The organism is Croceicoccus marinus, assembly GCF_001661675.2.
Taxonomy (GTDB): domain Bacteria; phylum Pseudomonadota; class Alphaproteobacteria; order Sphingomonadales; family Sphingomonadaceae; genus Croceicoccus; species Croceicoccus marinus.
In genome coordinates this window covers 489,510-507,266 of record NZ_CP019603.1, presented here as the reverse complement: position 1 = coordinate 507,266, position 17,757 = coordinate 489,510, and the positions used below count along the sequence as shown (strand labels likewise).

Annotated in this window: 14 protein-coding genes; 7 read left to right on the top strand and 7 right to left on the bottom strand. The window is 66.9% G+C overall.

Features of this window, described 5'->3' with window-relative positions; genetic code table 11:
- Positions 1-36 precede the first annotated feature (36 nt).
- From A9D14_RS16490 to A9D14_RS16470, 5 genes are all read right to left on the bottom strand, one after another.
- Positions 37-750, bottom strand: a complete 714-nt coding sequence (locus A9D14_RS16490) for an NAD(P)-dependent oxidoreductase (RefSeq protein ID WP_066850367.1) — start codon at positions 748-750, stop codon at positions 37-39.
- A 123-nt stretch (positions 751-873) separates the two neighbouring features.
- Positions 874-2,232, bottom strand: a complete 1,359-nt coding sequence (locus A9D14_RS16485; RefSeq protein WP_066850365.1) for a glycoside hydrolase family 27 protein — start codon at positions 2,230-2,232, stop codon at positions 874-876.
- 516 nt (positions 2,233-2,748) lie between these two features.
- A complete protein-coding gene (locus tag A9D14_RS16480) occupies positions 2,749-4,035 on the bottom strand; it encodes a replication initiator protein A (RefSeq protein WP_066850358.1) in 1,287 nt (428 codons plus the stop codon).
- 193 nt (positions 4,036-4,228) lie between these two features.
- On the bottom strand, positions 4,229-5,314 hold the full coding sequence (locus A9D14_RS16475) for a ParB/RepB/Spo0J family partition protein (RefSeq protein WP_066850356.1): 1,086 nt from the start codon (positions 5,312-5,314) through the stop codon (positions 4,229-4,231).
- 83 nt (positions 5,315-5,397) lie between these two features.
- A complete protein-coding gene (locus A9D14_RS16470; protein WP_066850707.1) occupies positions 5,398-6,594 on the bottom strand; it encodes an AAA family ATPase in 1,197 nt (398 codons plus the stop codon).
- A 215-nt stretch (positions 6,595-6,809) separates the two neighbouring features.
- On the opposite strand from A9D14_RS16470, the gene A9D14_RS16465 reads away from it, so the two are divergent.
- A complete protein-coding gene (locus A9D14_RS16465; protein ID WP_066850706.1) occupies positions 6,810-9,020 on the top strand; it encodes an outer membrane protein assembly factor BamB family protein in 2,211 nt (736 codons plus the stop codon).
- Here the strand turns inward: A9D14_RS16465 and A9D14_RS16460 are convergent.
- Entirely contained in the window at positions 9,017-9,862 is an 846-nt protein-coding gene (locus A9D14_RS16460; RefSeq protein WP_083988131.1) for a TetR/AcrR family transcriptional regulator, read from the bottom strand. The genes A9D14_RS16465 and A9D14_RS16460 overlap by 4 nt on opposite strands.
- 222 nt (positions 9,863-10,084) lie before the next feature.
- Here A9D14_RS16460 and A9D14_RS16455 point away from each other — a divergent pair, with 222 nt between their 5' ends.
- Positions 10,085-12,466: a TonB-dependent receptor gene (locus A9D14_RS16455; protein WP_269769229.1), complete on the top strand. Its 2,382-nt coding sequence runs from the start codon at positions 10,085-10,087 to the stop codon at positions 12,464-12,466.
- A gap of 48 nt (positions 12,467-12,514) precedes the next feature.
- Here the strand turns inward: A9D14_RS16455 and A9D14_RS16450 are convergent, their stop codons facing one another.
- Entirely contained in the window at positions 12,515-14,020 is a 1,506-nt protein-coding gene (locus tag A9D14_RS16450; RefSeq protein WP_066850350.1) for a 2OG-Fe(II) oxygenase family protein, read from the bottom strand.
- A 35-nt stretch (positions 14,021-14,055) separates the two neighbouring features.
- Here A9D14_RS16450 and A9D14_RS16445 point away from each other — a divergent pair, with 35 nt between their 5' ends.
- From A9D14_RS16445 to A9D14_RS16425, 5 genes are read left to right on the top strand one after another with little or no spacing between them, the layout of a single operon-like run.
- Positions 14,056-14,373 carry a putative quinol monooxygenase gene (locus tag A9D14_RS16445; RefSeq protein WP_066850348.1) on the top strand — a complete coding sequence of 106 codons (318 nt, stop codon included), beginning with the start codon at positions 14,056-14,058 and terminating at the stop codon, positions 14,371-14,373.
- Positions 14,370-15,152 carry an SDR family NAD(P)-dependent oxidoreductase gene (locus A9D14_RS16440; RefSeq protein WP_066850346.1) on the top strand — a complete coding sequence of 261 codons (783 nt, stop codon included), beginning with the start codon at positions 14,370-14,372 and terminating at the stop codon, positions 15,150-15,152. The genes A9D14_RS16445 and A9D14_RS16440 overlap by 4 nt, the downstream gene beginning before the upstream one ends.
- Positions 15,149-15,919: an SDR family NAD(P)-dependent oxidoreductase gene (locus tag A9D14_RS16435; RefSeq protein WP_066850344.1), complete on the top strand. Its 771-nt coding sequence runs from the start codon at positions 15,149-15,151 to the stop codon at positions 15,917-15,919. Before A9D14_RS16440 ends, A9D14_RS16435 begins: the two co-directional genes overlap by 4 nt.
- 30 nt (positions 15,920-15,949) lie before the next feature.
- Positions 15,950-16,465 (top strand): cupin domain-containing protein, encoded by a 516-nt coding sequence (locus A9D14_RS16430; protein WP_066850342.1) that lies wholly within the window; start codon positions 15,950-15,952, stop codon positions 16,463-16,465.
- Positions 16,462-17,757, top strand: coding sequence for a M24 family metallopeptidase (locus A9D14_RS16425; RefSeq protein ID WP_066850340.1), 1,296 nt, complete (start codon positions 16,462-16,464; stop codon positions 17,755-17,757). Before A9D14_RS16430 ends, A9D14_RS16425 begins: the two co-directional genes overlap by 4 nt.

Sequence of the window (17,757 nt, the reverse complement as noted above, 5' to 3'; positions counted from 1 at the left end):
GCGGCTTCACCCCCGCAGAGGCCGTCAGAGCCCCTCTCAGTGCAGTCCGGCCATCTCGGCCAGCTCGGACCCCAGAGCGGCCAGGCTTTCGTCCTCGTGCGCTTCCGGAGCGCCGATGGCGGGTTTCTGGTGGACATGCTCTCCGCTCGTCACCGCATGCACCAGGAAATGCCCCAGATCGGCCTCGCGGCAGCGGAAGGCGCCCTTGGGAAGGATGCGATCGCCCACCAGCAGTTTTCCGGTGGCGGGCTTGTCCAGCAGCCAGCCGGGGCGCACCGCGATCCAGTCCAGGTCGGGTTGCGCCTCAAGCATGGCCTCCATTTTGCGCATCTCGGCAAGAATATTGTGGAGCGCCGCAACGACTGAACCCCGGAACCACATCGGCAGTTCGGGCTGTTCCTCGACGAAGGCGGCGGAGATCACGGCGATGCGCCTGATGCCCGCTTCTCGGGCGGCCTGGGCGATGCGCTGCGTGCCCTTGCTATAGAGCGGCGGCGGGTTCAGCGCATTGCTGGGCGTGAACGCCACGCCCAGCGCCGAGATCACAGCATCGCATCCCTCAAGCGCGGGGGCGAGGTCATCCTCCATCACGTTTGCGGCGCGATAGGTGACGCCGTCCAGGCGCTCGTCGTCTTTCGGCGGGTGGAGGTCGATGGCGACGACGTCCAGCCCCATGGTCAGGGCATGGCTGACGGCATGGCGGCCGGTATGGCCGCCCGCTCCGAAGATCGCGATGGTGTGTGGCTGCACGGGCGCCCCCTTTCGGCGATTGCTGGCTTACGATGATCGAAGCGCGGCAGCGGGCGGGCGGTTCCCGGTCGGGGACAAGCCCCCTCCCCTCAGGTCCCTTCCCCGAGGCTCCTCCCCCCGGCCCTATGCCGCACGCAGCCGATAGAGCGCCGCGCCATGCGCGGGCAGCATCGCGGCGATGCGATCGTCGGCCCGGCCCAGGTCCCGCCCTTCCCACAGATCGCGCAGCATGACCGGTCCTTCCGCACCGATCTGGCGCAGCATGACCCCGGTTTCGCGCGCGCTGTCGGTCAGGTTGAACAGCGCGAGATAGAGGTCGTCCCCGTCCTCGGCGCGGGCGGTCCAGACGCGCTGGCCATCGGCCACGAAATGCGGGCGGTTGCCGATGCTGCGCTGGTTCACCTGCAGCACCTCGCGATTGGTCAAAAGCGCCAGCGTCGCCGCGTCGAGGTGGCGCAGATCCCCGCCCATGATCAGCGGCGAACGCGCGATCGACCACAAGGTCATCAGGGTGCGCTGCTCGGCCGGCGTGAAGCGGCTGTCGCGCTCGCCCAGCGCTAGTCGGCCCAGCGGCAGCATATCGGCATCGGGCCATGCGCCCGGCGCGCGCCACGGGGTCCAGTTCTCCAGCCGTGTGAACTGCGCCTCGAGCAGCGGCCATTCGTCCCAGAAATCGTCCGAGATCCGCCACATCTGCGCATGGCGGCGCACGTGATCGCCGCGCAGCAGCGGCGTCTCGCCCGGCGAGACGCTGAGGACCATCGGCCGCCCGCAGCGCGCGATGGCGGTCGCCGCCGCCTCGATTTCGGGCGCGTGCGGGTCATAGGGGCGGCTCATGTCGTCCATCTTGATGAAATCGACGCCCCATGACGCGTAGAGCCTGAACAGCCCGTCGTAGTAATCCTGCGCGCCGGGTTTGCTCATGTCGACGCCGTACATATCCGGATTCCAGGCGCAAGTGCTTGATATGTCAGCAATATCCCTTGCGCGCAAATCCGTGCCATGGATGGGCAGGTTGCGCCGCACCGCTTCCCTGGCGATGCCGCGCATGACGTGGATGCCGAATTTCAACCCCATCGCATGGATCTGCCGCCCCAGCGGCGCGAAGCCCTCCCCTCCCCCGGCGGAGGGAAAGCGATTGGGCGCGGGCACCAGCCGTCCATGGGCATCGAGCGCGGGGACCGGGGCGTCGTTATAGACATAGCCGCTGGCCTCGGGCTCGTACCACTGGATGTCGACGGTGAAAATGTCGTAGCCGAAGGGCAGCAGCCGGTCGCGCATGATCGCGGCGGTTTCCAGCGCCTGCGCCTCGTTGATGGTGCCGGCAAAGCTGTTCCAGCTGTTCCAGCCCATCGGCGGCCGCTGCGCCAGCATGGCTGCGGAGGGCGCAGCGTCGGCGGTGCTGGCCAGCGCGCCCGTACCCTGCAGCGCCGCGGGGGTTGCAGCGGCTGCGATCAGCATGTTGCGGCGTGAAATGTCCATGCGGCGTGTCCTCGTACCCTTCGGCTATCGTTGTTGTCCGAGGATCAGGCGCGATGCAAGCGGGTGAGCGCTCTTCTCCCCTTCACCAATCCAAATGGATTTCATCGAGGTTAGAGGGCTTTAGATTGGTTTAGAAAAGTTAAGCGCCGCTGCAGGTCGGTCAGCTGGCGAAATCCGACGAGTCGCGCGTATACGGCGTTCCCGATGTGCCGATCATCCGTTCCCGAAAGGTCGAGCGCGTGTTCTCGAAGTGTCGACGGGGCGTTCCCGATATGCCGAACACGGTTCCCGATGTGTCGACGATGCGACAGAAGCGTATATTTTGCCGCCCGCTTTGAATCACTTTCGTTCGATCTCCTGTGCAACTCGTTCAAAGCGGCGCAGGTTCCCGGTTGTGCCTGTGGATAGATCGCGTGGACGCGACACTTCGGGAACGCCAAGGCCAGCGAAGCCGATTTCGGTCGCGTGACGAAAGGGGCAGGATGCACAGGAACGCAGGCCCGCAGAGCCGGGCAATCAGCCGCGAAGCTGGTGGCGGTGCTTTTCGTGATGGCGCTTGACCCAGCCGATGAAGGCCTTTTGCCAGTTGGCCGGCAGGCGCGCGGCATCGGCATCGACCCAGCGTTCGAAATCGGCGTGGAGCGCATGGAGGTCCCAGCCCGGACAGGCGGTTCGCAGATGCTCGATCGTGTCGTCGGTCATGTAGCCGCGCGTCGCGGCATCCGACAGTCCGGCGATGGTCGACCGGATCAGCGCGGCGGCATCAACGGGATGATCGCCCGGTTGGGTGGCCGAAACGTTGGCGCGGTGCTTCGGCTTGGACGCGGCAGCCACGGGATCGGGTCTGGCTTCGCGCAATTCGCCGGTGGCTCGTTTCCCCGGGGAAACATCGTTGGCGGGGCTGGTGCCTGCTGGTTGGAGCAGATCCAGCGCTTCGGGCGCGGCCTGGCGGATCTCTGCCCCATCCTTGCCGTCTATCCGGCGCATGCGGACCAGCGGGTCCCCTCCCCTGCCCTGCTCCAGTGTCAGGCCGTAACCCGGCAGCGCGTTCTTCTCGACCAGCTTGAGCATCTCGAACTTGAAACGGCGATATTGCCCTTCGGCGCCCGATTTCTCGAACAAGGTCGGCAGCGCGATGGCGAAGCCCGCCTCCCCCGCCCCGCCCGCATGCTTGCGCGCAACCCTGTACAGCCAGCGCTCGCGCCCGCCGGTGATATCGAAATAGGCGCGGTCGATGGACAGCACGCCGCCCTTCATCATCACGCCTTCCCAGAACCAGTTCGACAGCTCCAGCGTCATACCGCGGCTGCGCTCGGTCTTCTCGTCCACCAGCTGCGTCCAGCCGTCTAGCCACGAGAAGGTTGCCTCGCGACGGTTCTCCGCCCGGATATTGGTCTTGATCGTGGTCGACACCAGCCTGTCTAGGGCCTGTCCCAACAGTTCATAGGCGCGGCCCGTCGTGGGGCGACCGATTGCGCGCAGCAAATCATAGGGCATCAGGTGCAGCTTGCGCGGCACGTCATTGACGCCGCGCCGTGCCATGTCGGCAAGCTGGCTGGCGCAATAGATCAATATGTCCGCGTCCCAGATCGTGGCCATGCCGTAATCGGGATTGGCACTGACATGCACCCACATCTTGCCGTCGGGGCTGGTATAGTCGATCGGCTTGACGCGCTTGGACTTGGCGAGGCTGAAGAACGGGCGTTCCATCATCTCGCGCTGATCGCGGATCGGCAGATCGGCGAGATAGGGGAGGAACATGTCGAACTGTTCGGTCACCGCCTCGCGTTTCGATTTCGTCATGGATGCACTCGCGGGGCGGGGGAGGGGAGGGCAGCTTGCCTGGCAGCGCCGAACGCCGACTGCGCGCGTTTCCCCGGGGAAACATGCGGCGTCTGGCGTACCCGAACGGGGAGCCTGGACATCATCGTTTCCCCGGGGAAACGGGAGGCGGCCCCAGCCAATCCTGACGGGCAAGAGGGCTGGGCCGCGCATCTCACCGCTGCAGCCCGCGTCCTTCGCCGTCGAGTTCCGACAGCGCGTCTCGCACCCGGTTGATCAGATCGTCCTCGGACAATCCGTGCCCGGCGTGCAGTCGCAGGGTAACGCCCTGGCGGTTGGCGCTTTGCACCGTAATCGCGGGGCGGCCATGCGCGCCTTCCAGCACGAATTTCTCGGGTGCGTCCTTTTCGGTCCCGGCGGACAGCAGCTTTCCGATCACCTCGGCAGAGGGGAGGGGAGGGCGGCCGGTCTCGCGCCGGGCTTCCTGGTCGCGGGCAAGCCTTGCAGCCTCGCGCCGGATCGCGGCGGCACGGTCCTTGTCGTCCAGCGCCTGCGCCAGCGGATAGGCGGGCTTCAGCTGCACCTCCGCCGGAGAGGCGAACGCGGCAATCACGCCGTCGGGGATCTTGGCGACCTTCAGCATCTTGGACAGCCAGCCCTTGGACAGCTTGAGCCGTTCGGCCATCCGCGTCAGGTGGTTGCCGTAATGTTCGGCCAGCGCGGCGGCGTAATTGCGCGCGCGCTCCAGGTCCGACACATCCTTGCGGGCGCGGTTCTCGATATCGGCAAGGCGAAAGGCCGCCTCGTCGTCGAGCTCGACGATCTGCGCTAGGAACTTCATGTCCGGCCATGAATTCGCGCGCAGCCAGCTGATCGACCAGTGGCGGCGCGTGCCCGCGATCACCTCGTATTCATGGGTCGGATCGCCGTCGATACGGCGGACCACGGCGGGGACCTTCTGGCCGCCCTCCGCGATCAGCGAATCGATCAGCTCGCGGCAATTATCCTCGGTAAGGTGTTCATAGCTGCGCGCATTGCCCGCCCATGGCCGTACCCGCGCGGGATCGAGCAGCATCTGCGTGACCTGCCGCACCTCGCCATTGGCCACGCGGGCCAGCGCGCTTTCGCGGCCCAGCAGCGTCATTGAACCGCCGCGCCGGCGCGAAGCCGCCAGAGGGGGCTCGGGGGCAGGGGAGGGGGCGATGGTCTCGGCGGCAGGCGCCGGCGATTCGGGGGCTGCCGCCTCGTCCTCGTCATCGCCCAGCAGATCGGCCAGATATTCGGATTGCTTACGCGCCATCTTTCGTCCTTTCGGGAACGGCGGGCCCGGCTATCGCGAGGGCGGGCGAGTAGGAAAATAAAATCTTGGGCGGTGGGGTGCGATCAGGCCGCATTGACGATTGCCTCCTCGCTCGCCGGTTCGGCGACGCCCCAGCCCCGGCGGACCAGCGCCTCGACCTGTCCCAGCGCCTCATCCAGATTGGCGCGGCAGCGCTTGTGCGTGCGGGCGGTGCCGATCGGGCGCTCCAGCTCGTAGATCGTCATCATGCGCAGCGCTGCATGGCTGATCTCGGCGCTTTCCAGGATCGGCACGGGCAAAAGGGCAGGGCCGAAGCTCTGCTCCATGATCTGGCGCACCATTGCGTGGCTGGGATCGTTGGCGTCGAACTTGGAGCAGATCAGCCGCACGAAATCATATTCGACCGCGATGCCCGCATCCTGCAATTGCCCCGTCACCTGCTCCATCATCGAGAGGAACTGCACGGTCGAGCAGAAGTCGGGCGTGGTCGCCGCCAGCGGCACCAGCAGCGCATTGGCCGCCTGCATCACCGCCAGGCTGATCGTCCCCAGCGCCGGCGGCGGGTCGAGCAGCACGATGTCGTAGTTCTGCGCAAGCTCCATAAGTCCTTGTTTAAGCTTGCGAAAACGGCTTGCCAGCACCGATCCGCCATCCGACCCGGCGGCGGCCAGTTCGTACTCCACGTCGAACAGTTCGAGGTTGGACGGGATCAGGTCGACATTGGGCCAGGGCGTGCCCTGCACCGCGTAATCCAGCGTGGACTGCGTCGGCTCGATCGACAGATAGGGATAGAGCGTCTGCTCGCGCGTGACGTTGAAATGGGGGTTGAAACCGAACAGCGTGGTGGTCGTCGCCTGGCTGTCGCAATCGACGACCAGCACGCGGTAGCCCTGGACCCCGAAATAATGCGCCAGATGGGTGGTGACGGTCGACTTGCCGACGCCGCCCTTGAAGTTCTGCACCGCGATCATGGCGGGCACGTCCAGCGGCGCGCGCGCCGGGCTCGCGCCCAGCACGTCGCGCATGACCAGCAATTGCTCGATCGTATAGCCGGGACGGCGGCCGTTCTCGGTCGGCGGGGGAGGGGGCAGGCGTCCGTCCTCCTCTGCCATGCGGATCCGGTTCGTGCTGCAGCCCAGCAGCGCAGCAGCCTCGGCAATGCCATAGCGGGCGAGCAGCCCCTTGCGCGCCTCGGGAAGAAATGCCTTCTTGCGAAGCCGCTCGATCATGCGCTCGCCCGCTTCGGCGAGTTCGCTGATCCTGTCGATTTCTGAATTCATTTTTGGTCCCGCGATGGATTTGAAGCTTTTCGCGATTATGCTGCGCTGAAATGCTTCAATGCGCAAAGGGGGTGGCGGGTTATCCACATGATCGCCCCGCAAAAATCCTCGGGTTGCAGCGCCCGGACGCGATTCGCTTGCAAAATTGAACATACATGCTCCATTTGAGGCGGATCGCGGCGTCACGACCGCGCGCAAGGATGGAGGGGCCTGGAATGGGCACGAATGTCGCAGGCAGGGTGCTGCGCCATGGGCTGGCGGTGCTGCTTATCGTGCTGGGGCTGGTGCTGGGCGCAGGCGGCGCGCGGCTGCTGATGCTGGGCGGATCGCCCTATTACCTGTGCGCGGGGGCGGTGCTGCTTGTAAGCGGAATCCTGGCGTTCCGCGGCCGGGCGGCGGCGCTATGGCTCTATGCCGCGTTCCTGCTGGCGACCCTGGCCTGGGCGCTGGTGGAGGCGGGGTTCGCGTTCTGGCCGCTGCTGCCCCGGCTGGCGGGCCCGGCGGTGCTGGCGCTGGTGCTGGCGGTTCCGTTCGTGCGCCGGGCCGTCGCGGGGGACGGGGCCCGCCGCGCCGGGCAAGCCGTCCTGGCGGCGGGGCTTGCAGCGGCGCTGGTGCTGGCGGGAAGCTATGCGGCCAGCGATTCGGGAATGCGCGGCGCCAGCGAAATTGCTGCGGCGCACGCGTCACCGCCGGGATCACCGTCGGCCCATCTGGACGCTGCGGCGGAATGGAGCGCCTATGGGCACGATTCGGCGGGAACGCGCCATTCGCCCGCCGCGCAGATCACCCCCGCCAATGCCGCCCGCCTGACCGAGGCGTGGCGCTATCGCACCGGCGACAGCAATGCCGCCCGGCCCGAGATCGCGCAGGTGATGTCCTTCATGGCGACGCCGCTGATGGTGGACGATACGCTGGTGTTCTGCACGCCGGTCGGCGCGGTGGTGGCGCTGGACCCCGAAACCGGGGCGCCCTGCGCCGACTTCGGCGACGGGGGCACTGTCTCGCTACTGGAAGGGCTGGGCGAGTTCGATCGCGGGGCGACCTATACGACGTCGCCGCCGGTGGTGATCGGCGATACGGCGGTGCTGGGCGGCTATGTGCGCGACAATTTCACATCGGCAGAGGCGTCGGGCGTGGTGCGCGCGTATGATACCGGCACGGGCCGCCTGCTGTGGGCGTGGGATTCGGGCATGGCCGACGACGCGCCCCCCCTGGGGGAGGGGGAAACCTATACCCACGGATCGCCCAATGCGTGGAGCGTATTGAGCGCCGATCCCGCATTGGGGCTGGTTTATGTGCCCACGGGCAATGCCACGCCAGACCATGTCGGCACGCATCGCAGCCCGCAGCTTGAACGCTATGCCAGTTCGGTCGTGGCGCTGGACGCGCGGACGGGGCGCGTGCGATGGCATTTCCAGACGGTGCGGCACGATCTGTGGGACTATGACGTGCCCGCCCAGCCGGTGCTGTTCGACTTTCCCGCAGGTTCGGGAACGGTGCCCGCCGTCGCGGTGCCGACCAAGCGGGGCGAGATCTTCATCCTTGACCGCCGCACGGGCCAGCCGTTGACGGGGGTGGAGGAACGGCCCGCCCCGCAGGGCAAGGTGCCGGGCGAGCGCTATGCCGCGACCCAGCCCTATCAGACGGGCTTTCCCTCGTTGATACCCGCGCGGCTGCGCGAAAGCGACATGTGGGGCGCGACGCCGTTCGACCAGATGCTGTGCCGCATCCGCTATCGCTCGCTGGACTATCAGGGCGATTTCACGCCGCCCTCGACCCGCGGGGCGCTGCAATATCCGGGCATCTTCGGCATGCTGAACTGGGGCAGCGCCAGCGTGGACCAGCGCCGCGGGCTGATGCTGGTGAACAGCTCGGCGATTCCGCAGATGGTGACGCTGCACAAGCGGGACGAAATGGCGGGGCAGGAAGCGGGCAATGCCCACACGTCGGGCATGCTGCCGCAGCTGGGCACCGATTACGCGCTGACGATGGAGCCGATGGTGTCGGTGCTGGGCATACCCTGCACAACGCCGCCGTGGGGGCACCTGACCGCGATCGACATCGGCAGGCGCGAAGTGGCGTGGCAGGTCCCGCTCGGCACGTCGGAGGATATCGCGCCTCTGGGCATCGCGGTGCCGGGCATCTTCAGCATCGGCGGGCCGATCACCACCGCCGGCGGGGTTACGTTCATTGCCGCGACCCTGGATGATTACCTGCGGGCGTTCGACACGGGCACGGGGCGCGAATTGTGGCGCGGACGGCTTCCCGCCGGGGGGCAGGCGACCCCGATGGCCTATGTCTCGCCGGCAAGCGGGCGGCAGTTCGTGGTGGTGGCCGCGGGCGGGCACGGGTTCCTGGGATCGACGCCGGGCGATTACGTCGTCGCCTATGCGCTTGCGCGGGGGGAGGGCGAGGAGGCGCGCTAGGCGCGGCCTTCGAAATCCTCGCCCGCATCGCGCTGCGCGCGATTGGTGGATGCGCGTGCTCCGATGTCCGACATGCCCAGCCTGCCGTGGATCTCTCCCAGCAGCCGCAGCGCGCGTTCCTGCGGCTCGCCCGTCAGCACGATCGCCGCGCTTTGCAGAAAGCTGCAGCGCAGTTCCATGCGGCATTCGTCGCTGTCGGTCATGCCGATCGCCCAGCGGCGATAGACCAGGAATTCGCCCACGACGTGCCGCTGCGCGACGCGTTCAAGGTCGAGATCGCCGCGCGTGTGCCCGGCCGCGATTTCCAGGTCGAGCCAGTTGCGGAACCGGTTGTAGGCGACCGAGCGCAATTCGCGAATTTCCGCCCGGCGCGGATTGAGCGAGAAGTTGAAGCCGATGGCGACGCGGGCATATTCGGTGTCGCGCTCCATCTCGCAGACCATCCAGTCCAGCTCTTCAAATACGGTGTCCAGCGTATAGGTGCGGTTCTGCCGCGCGATATGGCCGCGCACCTCGCGCATGCGGTCGGCCACGGTGGCGAAGATCACCCCGTCCTTGTCGGTGAACAGGCGATAGATCGTGCGCGGCGCGACCCCCGCCTCGCGGCAGAGGCGGGCGATGGTCAGGCCCTGTTCGCCCGCTTCGCCCAGCAGCCGGTGCGCGCAATCGATGATGCGCTGGCGCCGCTCGGCCATGGCGGGGCTGGTATAGCGCTTGGGAACCCGCCGCGACCCGCCCTTGCGGGTCAAATGCACCTCGCTTCCAGGGGCGTCGGCGCCGTCTGCATCGGGCGCTGCGTCGGACCCTGATGCATCGGGGGCATTGTTGTGCGGTTCGTTCATCGTCGTGCGATCCTTAGCTTCCTGCGCCCTTGCGCGAAAGACGACGAAGAAAAAAACATCTATGTTTGTTTTTCACTTGGCGAAAATGATTATCCATGTTCTTTTGTTTGCACTGCTCCGTAAAGGGGCGATGCAAAGCCGATTCGCGCCGAAAAGAACCGCGGACGGCGACATGGAGAGGGAAAGCCGATGGGTGGATTCCGCCGACAATCGAGTTGTGCCTTGCGCCTGGCAGTCGCAGGGCTTCTTTGTTCCGCCAGCAATGCGGCGCTGGCGCAGACCAGCGATGCGCCGGCAGATACCGCTATCGACCCCGATACCGCTGTCGACCAGGGCAACCCGCTGGGGCGCGAGGAGACGCTGGGTCCCGCGCAGCCGGATTCCGTGCAGGGCCGCTCCCAGGGGCAGGCCACGGGGCTTGAGGATATCGTCGTCACCGCCCGGCGCGTGTCGGAATCGCTGCAGGAAACGCCCGTCGCCGTCACCGCCTTCACCTCGCAGGCGATCGACAACAAGTTCGCTGCCGACATACGCGCGCTGGCGGGCGACGTGCCCAACATGGTCATCACCAACGTGCCGGGCTTCAACGCGGCATCGATCGGCATACGCGGCCAGTCCACCGGCGACATCATCCTGACGTTCGAGCCTGCCGTGGGCGTCGTCGTCGACGATTTCGTGCTGGGCCACGTCCAGACGCAATTGTTCGACCTGTTCGATGTCGAGCGGATCGAGGTGCTGCGCGGTCCGCAGGGAACATTGTTCGGCAAGAACACTGTCGGCGGGGTGGTCAATGTCATCACCAAGCGGCCGGAAACCACCTTGGGCGGGCAGATCCGGTTGGGTTACGCCAGCTTCGACACCAAGGACGTGAAGGCCTCGCTCAATCTGCCGATCACCGACGGGCTGTATTTCCGCTTCGCCGGTTCGTTCCAGGAGAGCGACGGCTATTACAAGCTGACCAAGAACAACGACGTGGACGAGCCGCAGGGCCGGCCCGCGACGAACGATAATTTCGGCGGCACCCGCTATTTCAACGCGCGCGCCAAGCTGCTGTGGGAAGCCAGCCCCGATACCGAGTTCATGCTGACATACGAATTCCTGCGCGACCGTGGGGATTCTCCGCCTTCCGTCAACGAAACGCCGCCCGGCTTCCTCTTCGACGTGGTGGGCTTTCCCGGCATCCAGACCGACGGAACCGACCCGTTCAACACTGGCACCACATTGTGCGAGGGCGACATCGACGCGGAGACATGCCCCGGCACGCTGCTGGGCCACCGGATCGACATCGACGGCGCCTATCTGCGCGGCGAACACAACATGCTGGGCCTTGGCACGATCACCGCGGTGGGCGGCTTTCGCCGGGTCAAGTCGATCCTGCCGTCGGACTACACCGGCGAGAATGCCTATCTGTTCGTGTCGACCCGCAACGACGTGCGCGAGCAATACAGCTTCGAGACGCGTTTCACCTCCGACTTCTCGGACCGGTTCGGCTTTACCGTCGGGGCGATGTACTGGGGCCAGACGCTGGATGCGCGGGCGACCAGCTTCCTGGGCTTCCTGCGCTTCCTGGGCGATCCGACCGCGCTGAGCGATCCGAACCAGTCCACCGCCGACTACAAGGTCGACAGCTATGCGGTGTTCGGCGAGGCGGAATACGATATCAGCGATCCGCTGTCAGTGTTCTTCGGCGCGCGCTATACCATGGAGGACAAGAGCTTCTCCGTCCGTCCGCAGGTGCGCCGTTCGATCATCGAGACGGGATTTTGGCCCGAATATTCGGACTCCGCCAGTTTCGAGAAGCCGACGATCCGCGCCGGTTACCGGTGGGAAATCACGCCCGGCATCAACAATTACTTCACCTATAGCCAGGGCTATAAATCGGGCGGATACAACGAGCAGGCGATGTCGGCCACATCCGCCCTGCCGTTCGAGGAGGAGACCGCAGACAGCTTCGAGCTGGGCTTCAAGACCGAGACGCCGGACCGCCGCGCTCGGCTGAACCTTGCGGGGTTCTATGTCCGCTACAACGATCTTCAGCGCGATGCGGTGGTGCCCTTCGTCGATCCGATCACCGGCCTGCCGGGGCAGGAGACGCGCACCACCAACGCCGGCAAGGCCGAGGTCTATGGCATCGAGGTCGAAGGCAGCGCGGTCCCGGTCGAGGGGCTGACGCTGGGCGCGTCGCTGGGCTGGCAGAAGGCCAAGTACCTGGAATTCTTCACCGACATCGACGGCGACGGAACGAACGAGGACGCGTCCTTCCTGGGCCTGCGCAACGTGCCCGAATGGACCGTCGGCGGGAACGCACGCTACCAGCTGCCGCCGTTCGATTTCGGCGAGATCGATATCGGCGCCGACATCAACTATCAGTCGGAATTCGAATCCGTCACGCTGAACGCGCCCTTCACGCAGGGGCAGGCGCGCACGCTGGTGGGGGCGTCGATCAACTGGACCGATCCGTCGGGGCTGCGCGTCTCGCTCTATGGCCGCAACCTGCTGGACGAGACCTATCGCGTGGCGGCCAATTCGGTCGCGGGGCTGTTCAACTTCACCAATTACGCCCCGCCGCGCTCGTTCGGCGTGGAACTGTGGCTGGATTACTAGGCCATGGCCTGCCGCTTCTCCCCGGGCCTGCCCGCAGCGTCCTTCCGCCTAGCGCGGCAGGCGGTGCGGGCGGCCCACCCCCTCCGGCACCATGTCGAAGGCGAGGCTGATGCGCTCTTCGCTGAAGGGAAAGGGCAGCGTGCCGTGCCACAGGAACGAGGGGAACAGGATCATGCGTCCCGCCCGGGGACGTATGATCCGCGCCGTGCCGCCGCCGCCCAGCTCTTCGGGCAGCAGGCCGATGGCGAAGGCGCCTTCGTCCTGGGTGCCGGGCATGTCGGACGGGTAATAGACGCCCGACAGCCAGTTGGGCGCGTGGATATGCGGATCGACCGCGCCGCCGGGGCCGAGCAGCGTTCCCCACAATGTCAGCGACCATTCGGCGGGCCGCGCCGCCAGAAAATCCCGGCCCCCTTCGTCGTCGAGGCTGGCGGCATGATCGGCCAGCGCATCCCTGGCAAGACCCGCCAGCGCGGCAAGAGCGGGGGTGCGCGCCTCGGCGAGGTCTGCGCTCTGCCGGCCCTTGCGCGTTACCAGCCCCTCGGGCTCGAACGTCAGCGAGGGATCGGCACGCAATTCGCTTTCCAGCGCGGCGTTGAAGTCGGACAGCGCGGCGAAGCCCGGAGGCGGGGCGATATCGATGATCTTCACGAAACGGTCGTCGCCGCCCAGCCTGTCGCGCGCCTCGCCGTCGCCCATGCGGTCGAGCGCGGCGACGAGATAGGCGAGCGGAGTCGTGCTGCCGGGCTGCGCGTCCAGCAGGCGGCGCGCGACGGGCGGGACCTCCTCCGCTCGCCCGCGCTTCAGCAGCAGGCGCATCAGGTTGACGCCCACCGGGTGGCTGGTGCCGCGATCCAGCGCAGCGCGCCAGATGGCGATGGCGGCATCGTCGTCGCCCAGCGCCTCGCTCACCATGCCCGCGATATTGGCGGCGCGCTGGTTCGCCGGGTCGGCGGCCAGCACCGCGCGCGCATCGGTCAGTGCGTCCTTTGTGCGCTTCAGGCGGCGCAGCGCATCGGCGCGGTTCAGCCGCGACTCGTGAAAGGCGGGGCGCAGCGCAAGGGCGGCGGCATAGGGGTGCAGCGCAGCCTCGTCATCGCCGCAGCGGGCGAGCGCGACGCCCAGATTATTATGCGCGCCCGCGTCCTGCGGGGTCAGCGCCACCGCCTGTTCCAGCACGGGTACCGCTTCGCAGGCGCGGTCCGCGGCGATCAGGCAGGAACCCAGATTGGCAAGGCTTGGCCCATGCTGCGGCCTTGCCGCCACCGCCTGCTGCAGCATGGCGACTGCGCGGCCGTGCCGCCCCCCAGCCTTCAGCATCAGCCCCAGATTGACCGCGCGGGCCGGATTGCCCGGATCGGCGGCATGGGCGGCGCGCATCGCGGCGATGGCATCGTCCTGCGCGCCGGTCGCCTGCAGCGCCATGCCGCGTACCGTCAGCGCATCGGCATCGGCCGGGTCACGCTGCAGCAGCGGGGCGACCAGCGCCAGCGCGCGGCCTGCCTGTCCGCCGCGCAGCGCGGCCACCGCCTCTGCCAGGATCTCGCTTCTCATCGGCCTTCAGCCATCAACGAAGGGATAGTAACTGCATGATTGCCATACTCATGACCGTACTCGTCAAGCCGGGCAAGGCCGAACGCTTTGCCGAGCTGGTCACGCAGCTGCGCAAGGACGTTCACGCCAACGAACCCGATACGCTGGTGTTCGAGGTGCTGCGCGACAACGGAGCCGCGAACCGGTTCCATTTCGTCGAGGTGTTCGCCGACGAAGCGGCGAAGGAGCGTCATGCCAACATGGACTATCACCTTGCCATGTCGGACGAGGGGTGGGCCTGTCTGGCCGAGGATCCGATGATCCGCGAATGCGACCCGCTGGGCAGCTTCGCCCGGATGGGAGCGATGCAATGACGGGCGCGCTCGACGGGCGGATCGCCCTTGTCACCGGATCGACCGGCGGGATCGGATCGGAAATCGCCCGCACGCTGGCGGGCGCGGGCGCGCATGTGATCGGCGCGGATATTCCCGAAAGCCCCGGGACCGGCGAGGGGGTGGCCGACTATCACCAGCTCGACGTGACGGACGAGGCCGCGTGGTCGCGCGTGATCGGCGCGGTCGAGGCGGAGCACGGCCAGCTCGACATCCTGGTCCATGTCGCGGGCATCGTGGTGGTCGAGAAGCTGGAGAACACCTCGCTCGCCGACTGGAAGAAGCAGATGGCGGTCAATGTCGAGGGACCTTTCCTGGGCACCAAGATCGCCGCGCAATTGATGCGTCGCAGCGGCGAGAAGCTGCCGCACGGCGCTGCCATCGTGAACATCGCGTCGGTCGCGGGGCTGATCGGGTCGCCGCTGCACACTGGCTATTGCGCGTCGAAGGCGGCGCTGACGATGATGACCAAGGCCGCGGCGCTGGAGTTTTCGGCCCTTGGCTACAAGATCCGGGTCAATTCGGTGCATCCCAGCGGCGTCAACACCGGCATGGTCGACCACATCATGCAGCGCTTCGTCGACGAGGGCTTTGCCGAAAGCGTCGAGGCCGCGCGCGAGGGACTGGCCCCGGCGCATCCCATCGGGCGGCTGGCGGAACCGGAGGACATCGCCAAGGCGGTGCGTTTCCTCGCCAGCGACGATGCGGGATACATGCACGGGTCGGCGCTGGTCGTCGACGGCGGGTTCACCGCGCAATGAACGATGATGCGCCCTTCGCAGGCCGGACCGCCATCGTCACCGGGGGCACGTCGGGCATCGGCGCCGCCGTCACGCGCTTGCTGCGCGAAGGCGGTGCGCGTGTGGCAGTCCTTTCCAACGAAAGCGAGGACAGCCTGCGAAGCGCGCGGGAGGCGGGCGAGATCGACGGTTTCGCCTGCCTCGACATTGCGGACAATGCGGCCGTCGAAGCCGCGGTCGCCCGGCTCGCAAGAGAGCTGGGGCCCGCCACGCTGCTGGTCAACAATGCGGCGGTGTGGCAGCCCAATCCCGTGCCCGACAGCCCGGTGTCGCTGTTCGACCGCCATGTCGACGTGAACCTGAAAGGCAATTTCTATGTCGCCAATGCGGTGCTGCCCGCAATGATCGAGGCTGGGGCGGGCGGCATCGTCTTCGTCGGATCGGTCAGCGGCACCGCGGGCCGCGCGGGCGACAGCGCATACAGCGCGTCCAAGGCGGGTGTCGCCATGCTGGCGCGCACATTGGCCGCGGAACTGGGCGCGAAGGGCATACGCATCAATTGCGTGTGTCCCGGCGCGGTCGCCACCCCGCTGACGGCGGGCCTGCGCACGCCCGAGGGCGAGAGCGCTATCGCCGCGCTGATGGACGGCCACCCCAGCCCGCGCCGCCAGTTCTTCATGGAACCCGAACAGATCGCCGACCTCATCCTCTTCCTCCTCGGCCCACGGTCCAGCGCGCTGCACGGCGCGGTGATCGCCGCCGACGAGGGCCTGACCGCCACGATGTGACCGCCGTATTTCGAGACAGGAGTGAAAGCCATGAGCCACAAGCACGATGCCGGCCAAAGACACGATGCAGGAAAGCCCGGCGACCTGATCGTCAATATCGACGATACCGAGCCGCTGATGCTGGGCACCGGCACCAGCATCCGCCTGCTGCGCTATAGCGCCGAGACGGGCGACTGGGTGCTGTTCGTCGAGATGGAGCCGGGCGCGACCTTTGCCCCGCACTGGCACCTGGGTCCGGGCGAGTATTTCGTCACCAAGGGCGAGCTGATCTATGATGTCGGCTCCGCGCCCAAGGGCACATACGGCTATGAACCCATCGGGTCGCGCCATGCAGAGGCGCATTGCAAGGAACGCACCGAATATCTGTTCATGGGCCACGGCGCTGTCGCCTTCACCGGCGAGGAGGGCGAGATCCGCTTCGTCTTCAACCATGAATTCCTGCGCGACCTGTCCGAAGGGAAGATGACCAACGACATCTCGAACGAAGGGGCGGCCAGGGACAAGGCTGCCGCGGGGAAAGAAGGCAGGGAAAGGGCGCCGGCATGAGCGATCCCAACCCCCGCGCGGCGCGGCTGCGCATGAAGATGGCTGAGGAAGGCCTGGGCGCGGTTGTCCTGACCCATCCGCACGATGTGCGCTATGCCACGGGCTATCACTCGATCCTGGAACGCTGGACCCAGCAGGAGCCTTTCGCGGGCGCGATCGTCTTTGCCGACGAGGCAAAACCGGCGATACTGGTGATCCCGGAGGCGAACCTGGGCATCGTGGCGGTGCTGAACCGGGATGCGCCCGTCTGCAGCTTCGACGAGATCCGCACCTTCGACATGCTGAATTTCTGCGAGGTCAGCCGCTATGTCGATCCCGACCGCAAGGGCGGGCAGCTGGCCGAGGACGCGATGGCGCTGGCCGGGTCGATCCGCGGCGAGTGCCGGGGCGACATCGTTGCCGCCATCGGCGCGGCTCTTGCCGATCACGGCATGGCGGGCAAGCGGATCGGCTTTGACAGCCATCGCATTTCCGCCGGGATCGCGGGCGGCCTGCCGCACGAGTTTTCCGACTGCCTCGACCTGCTGATGCGGGTGCGCGTGGTGAAGACCGCGCAGGAGCTGGCAACCTATCGCAAGGTGGGCGTGATGGCCGACCGGGTGATCGCGCATGCCGGATCGCTGCTGGGCCCGGGCGTGGACTGGAACGACGTGCAGGCGGGCATCTGCGATTTCATGGTGCGAAACGGCGTGGTCCCGGTCGACGAAGGCGCGATGCTGTTCGGCGGCAGCTACGAGGATGACGAGTTCATTCCCGACCTGTTCCGCACCACCGGCAATCGCGCCTTGCGCGAGGGCGATATCGTGATCCTGGAAACGCAGGGCGTGCTCGACGGGTTCTGGATCGACATCAACCGCACCGCCGTCGTCGGCCGCGCGAGTGAGGATTATCGCCGCCTGCACGACATCTTGCGCGACGCATTCCTGATGATGGTGGACCGGCTGCGCCCCGGCGTATCGACCAGCACGCTGCCGATGATCGGATACGAGCATCTGAAGTCCAAGGGCGTCGCCACGCCCGAGAAGCTACTGGTCGTCGCGCATGGCATCGGGCTGATGCCGCTGGAGATTCCGCTGCCGTTTCCCGCCACCGGGCTTGCGGGGGTGAAGCAGGGCTTCGTGATGGAGGAGGACATGCTGGTCAGCCTGGACAGCCTGTTCTTCGGCGCCAAGCTGGGGCCCTGCCACATGGAGAATGTCTATGCGGTCACCTCCGGCGCGCCCGAGCCAATGTACGCCACCCCGCTGCAACTGATCGAGACAGCCAGAGAGGCCGAACCGGCGCTGGGCTGA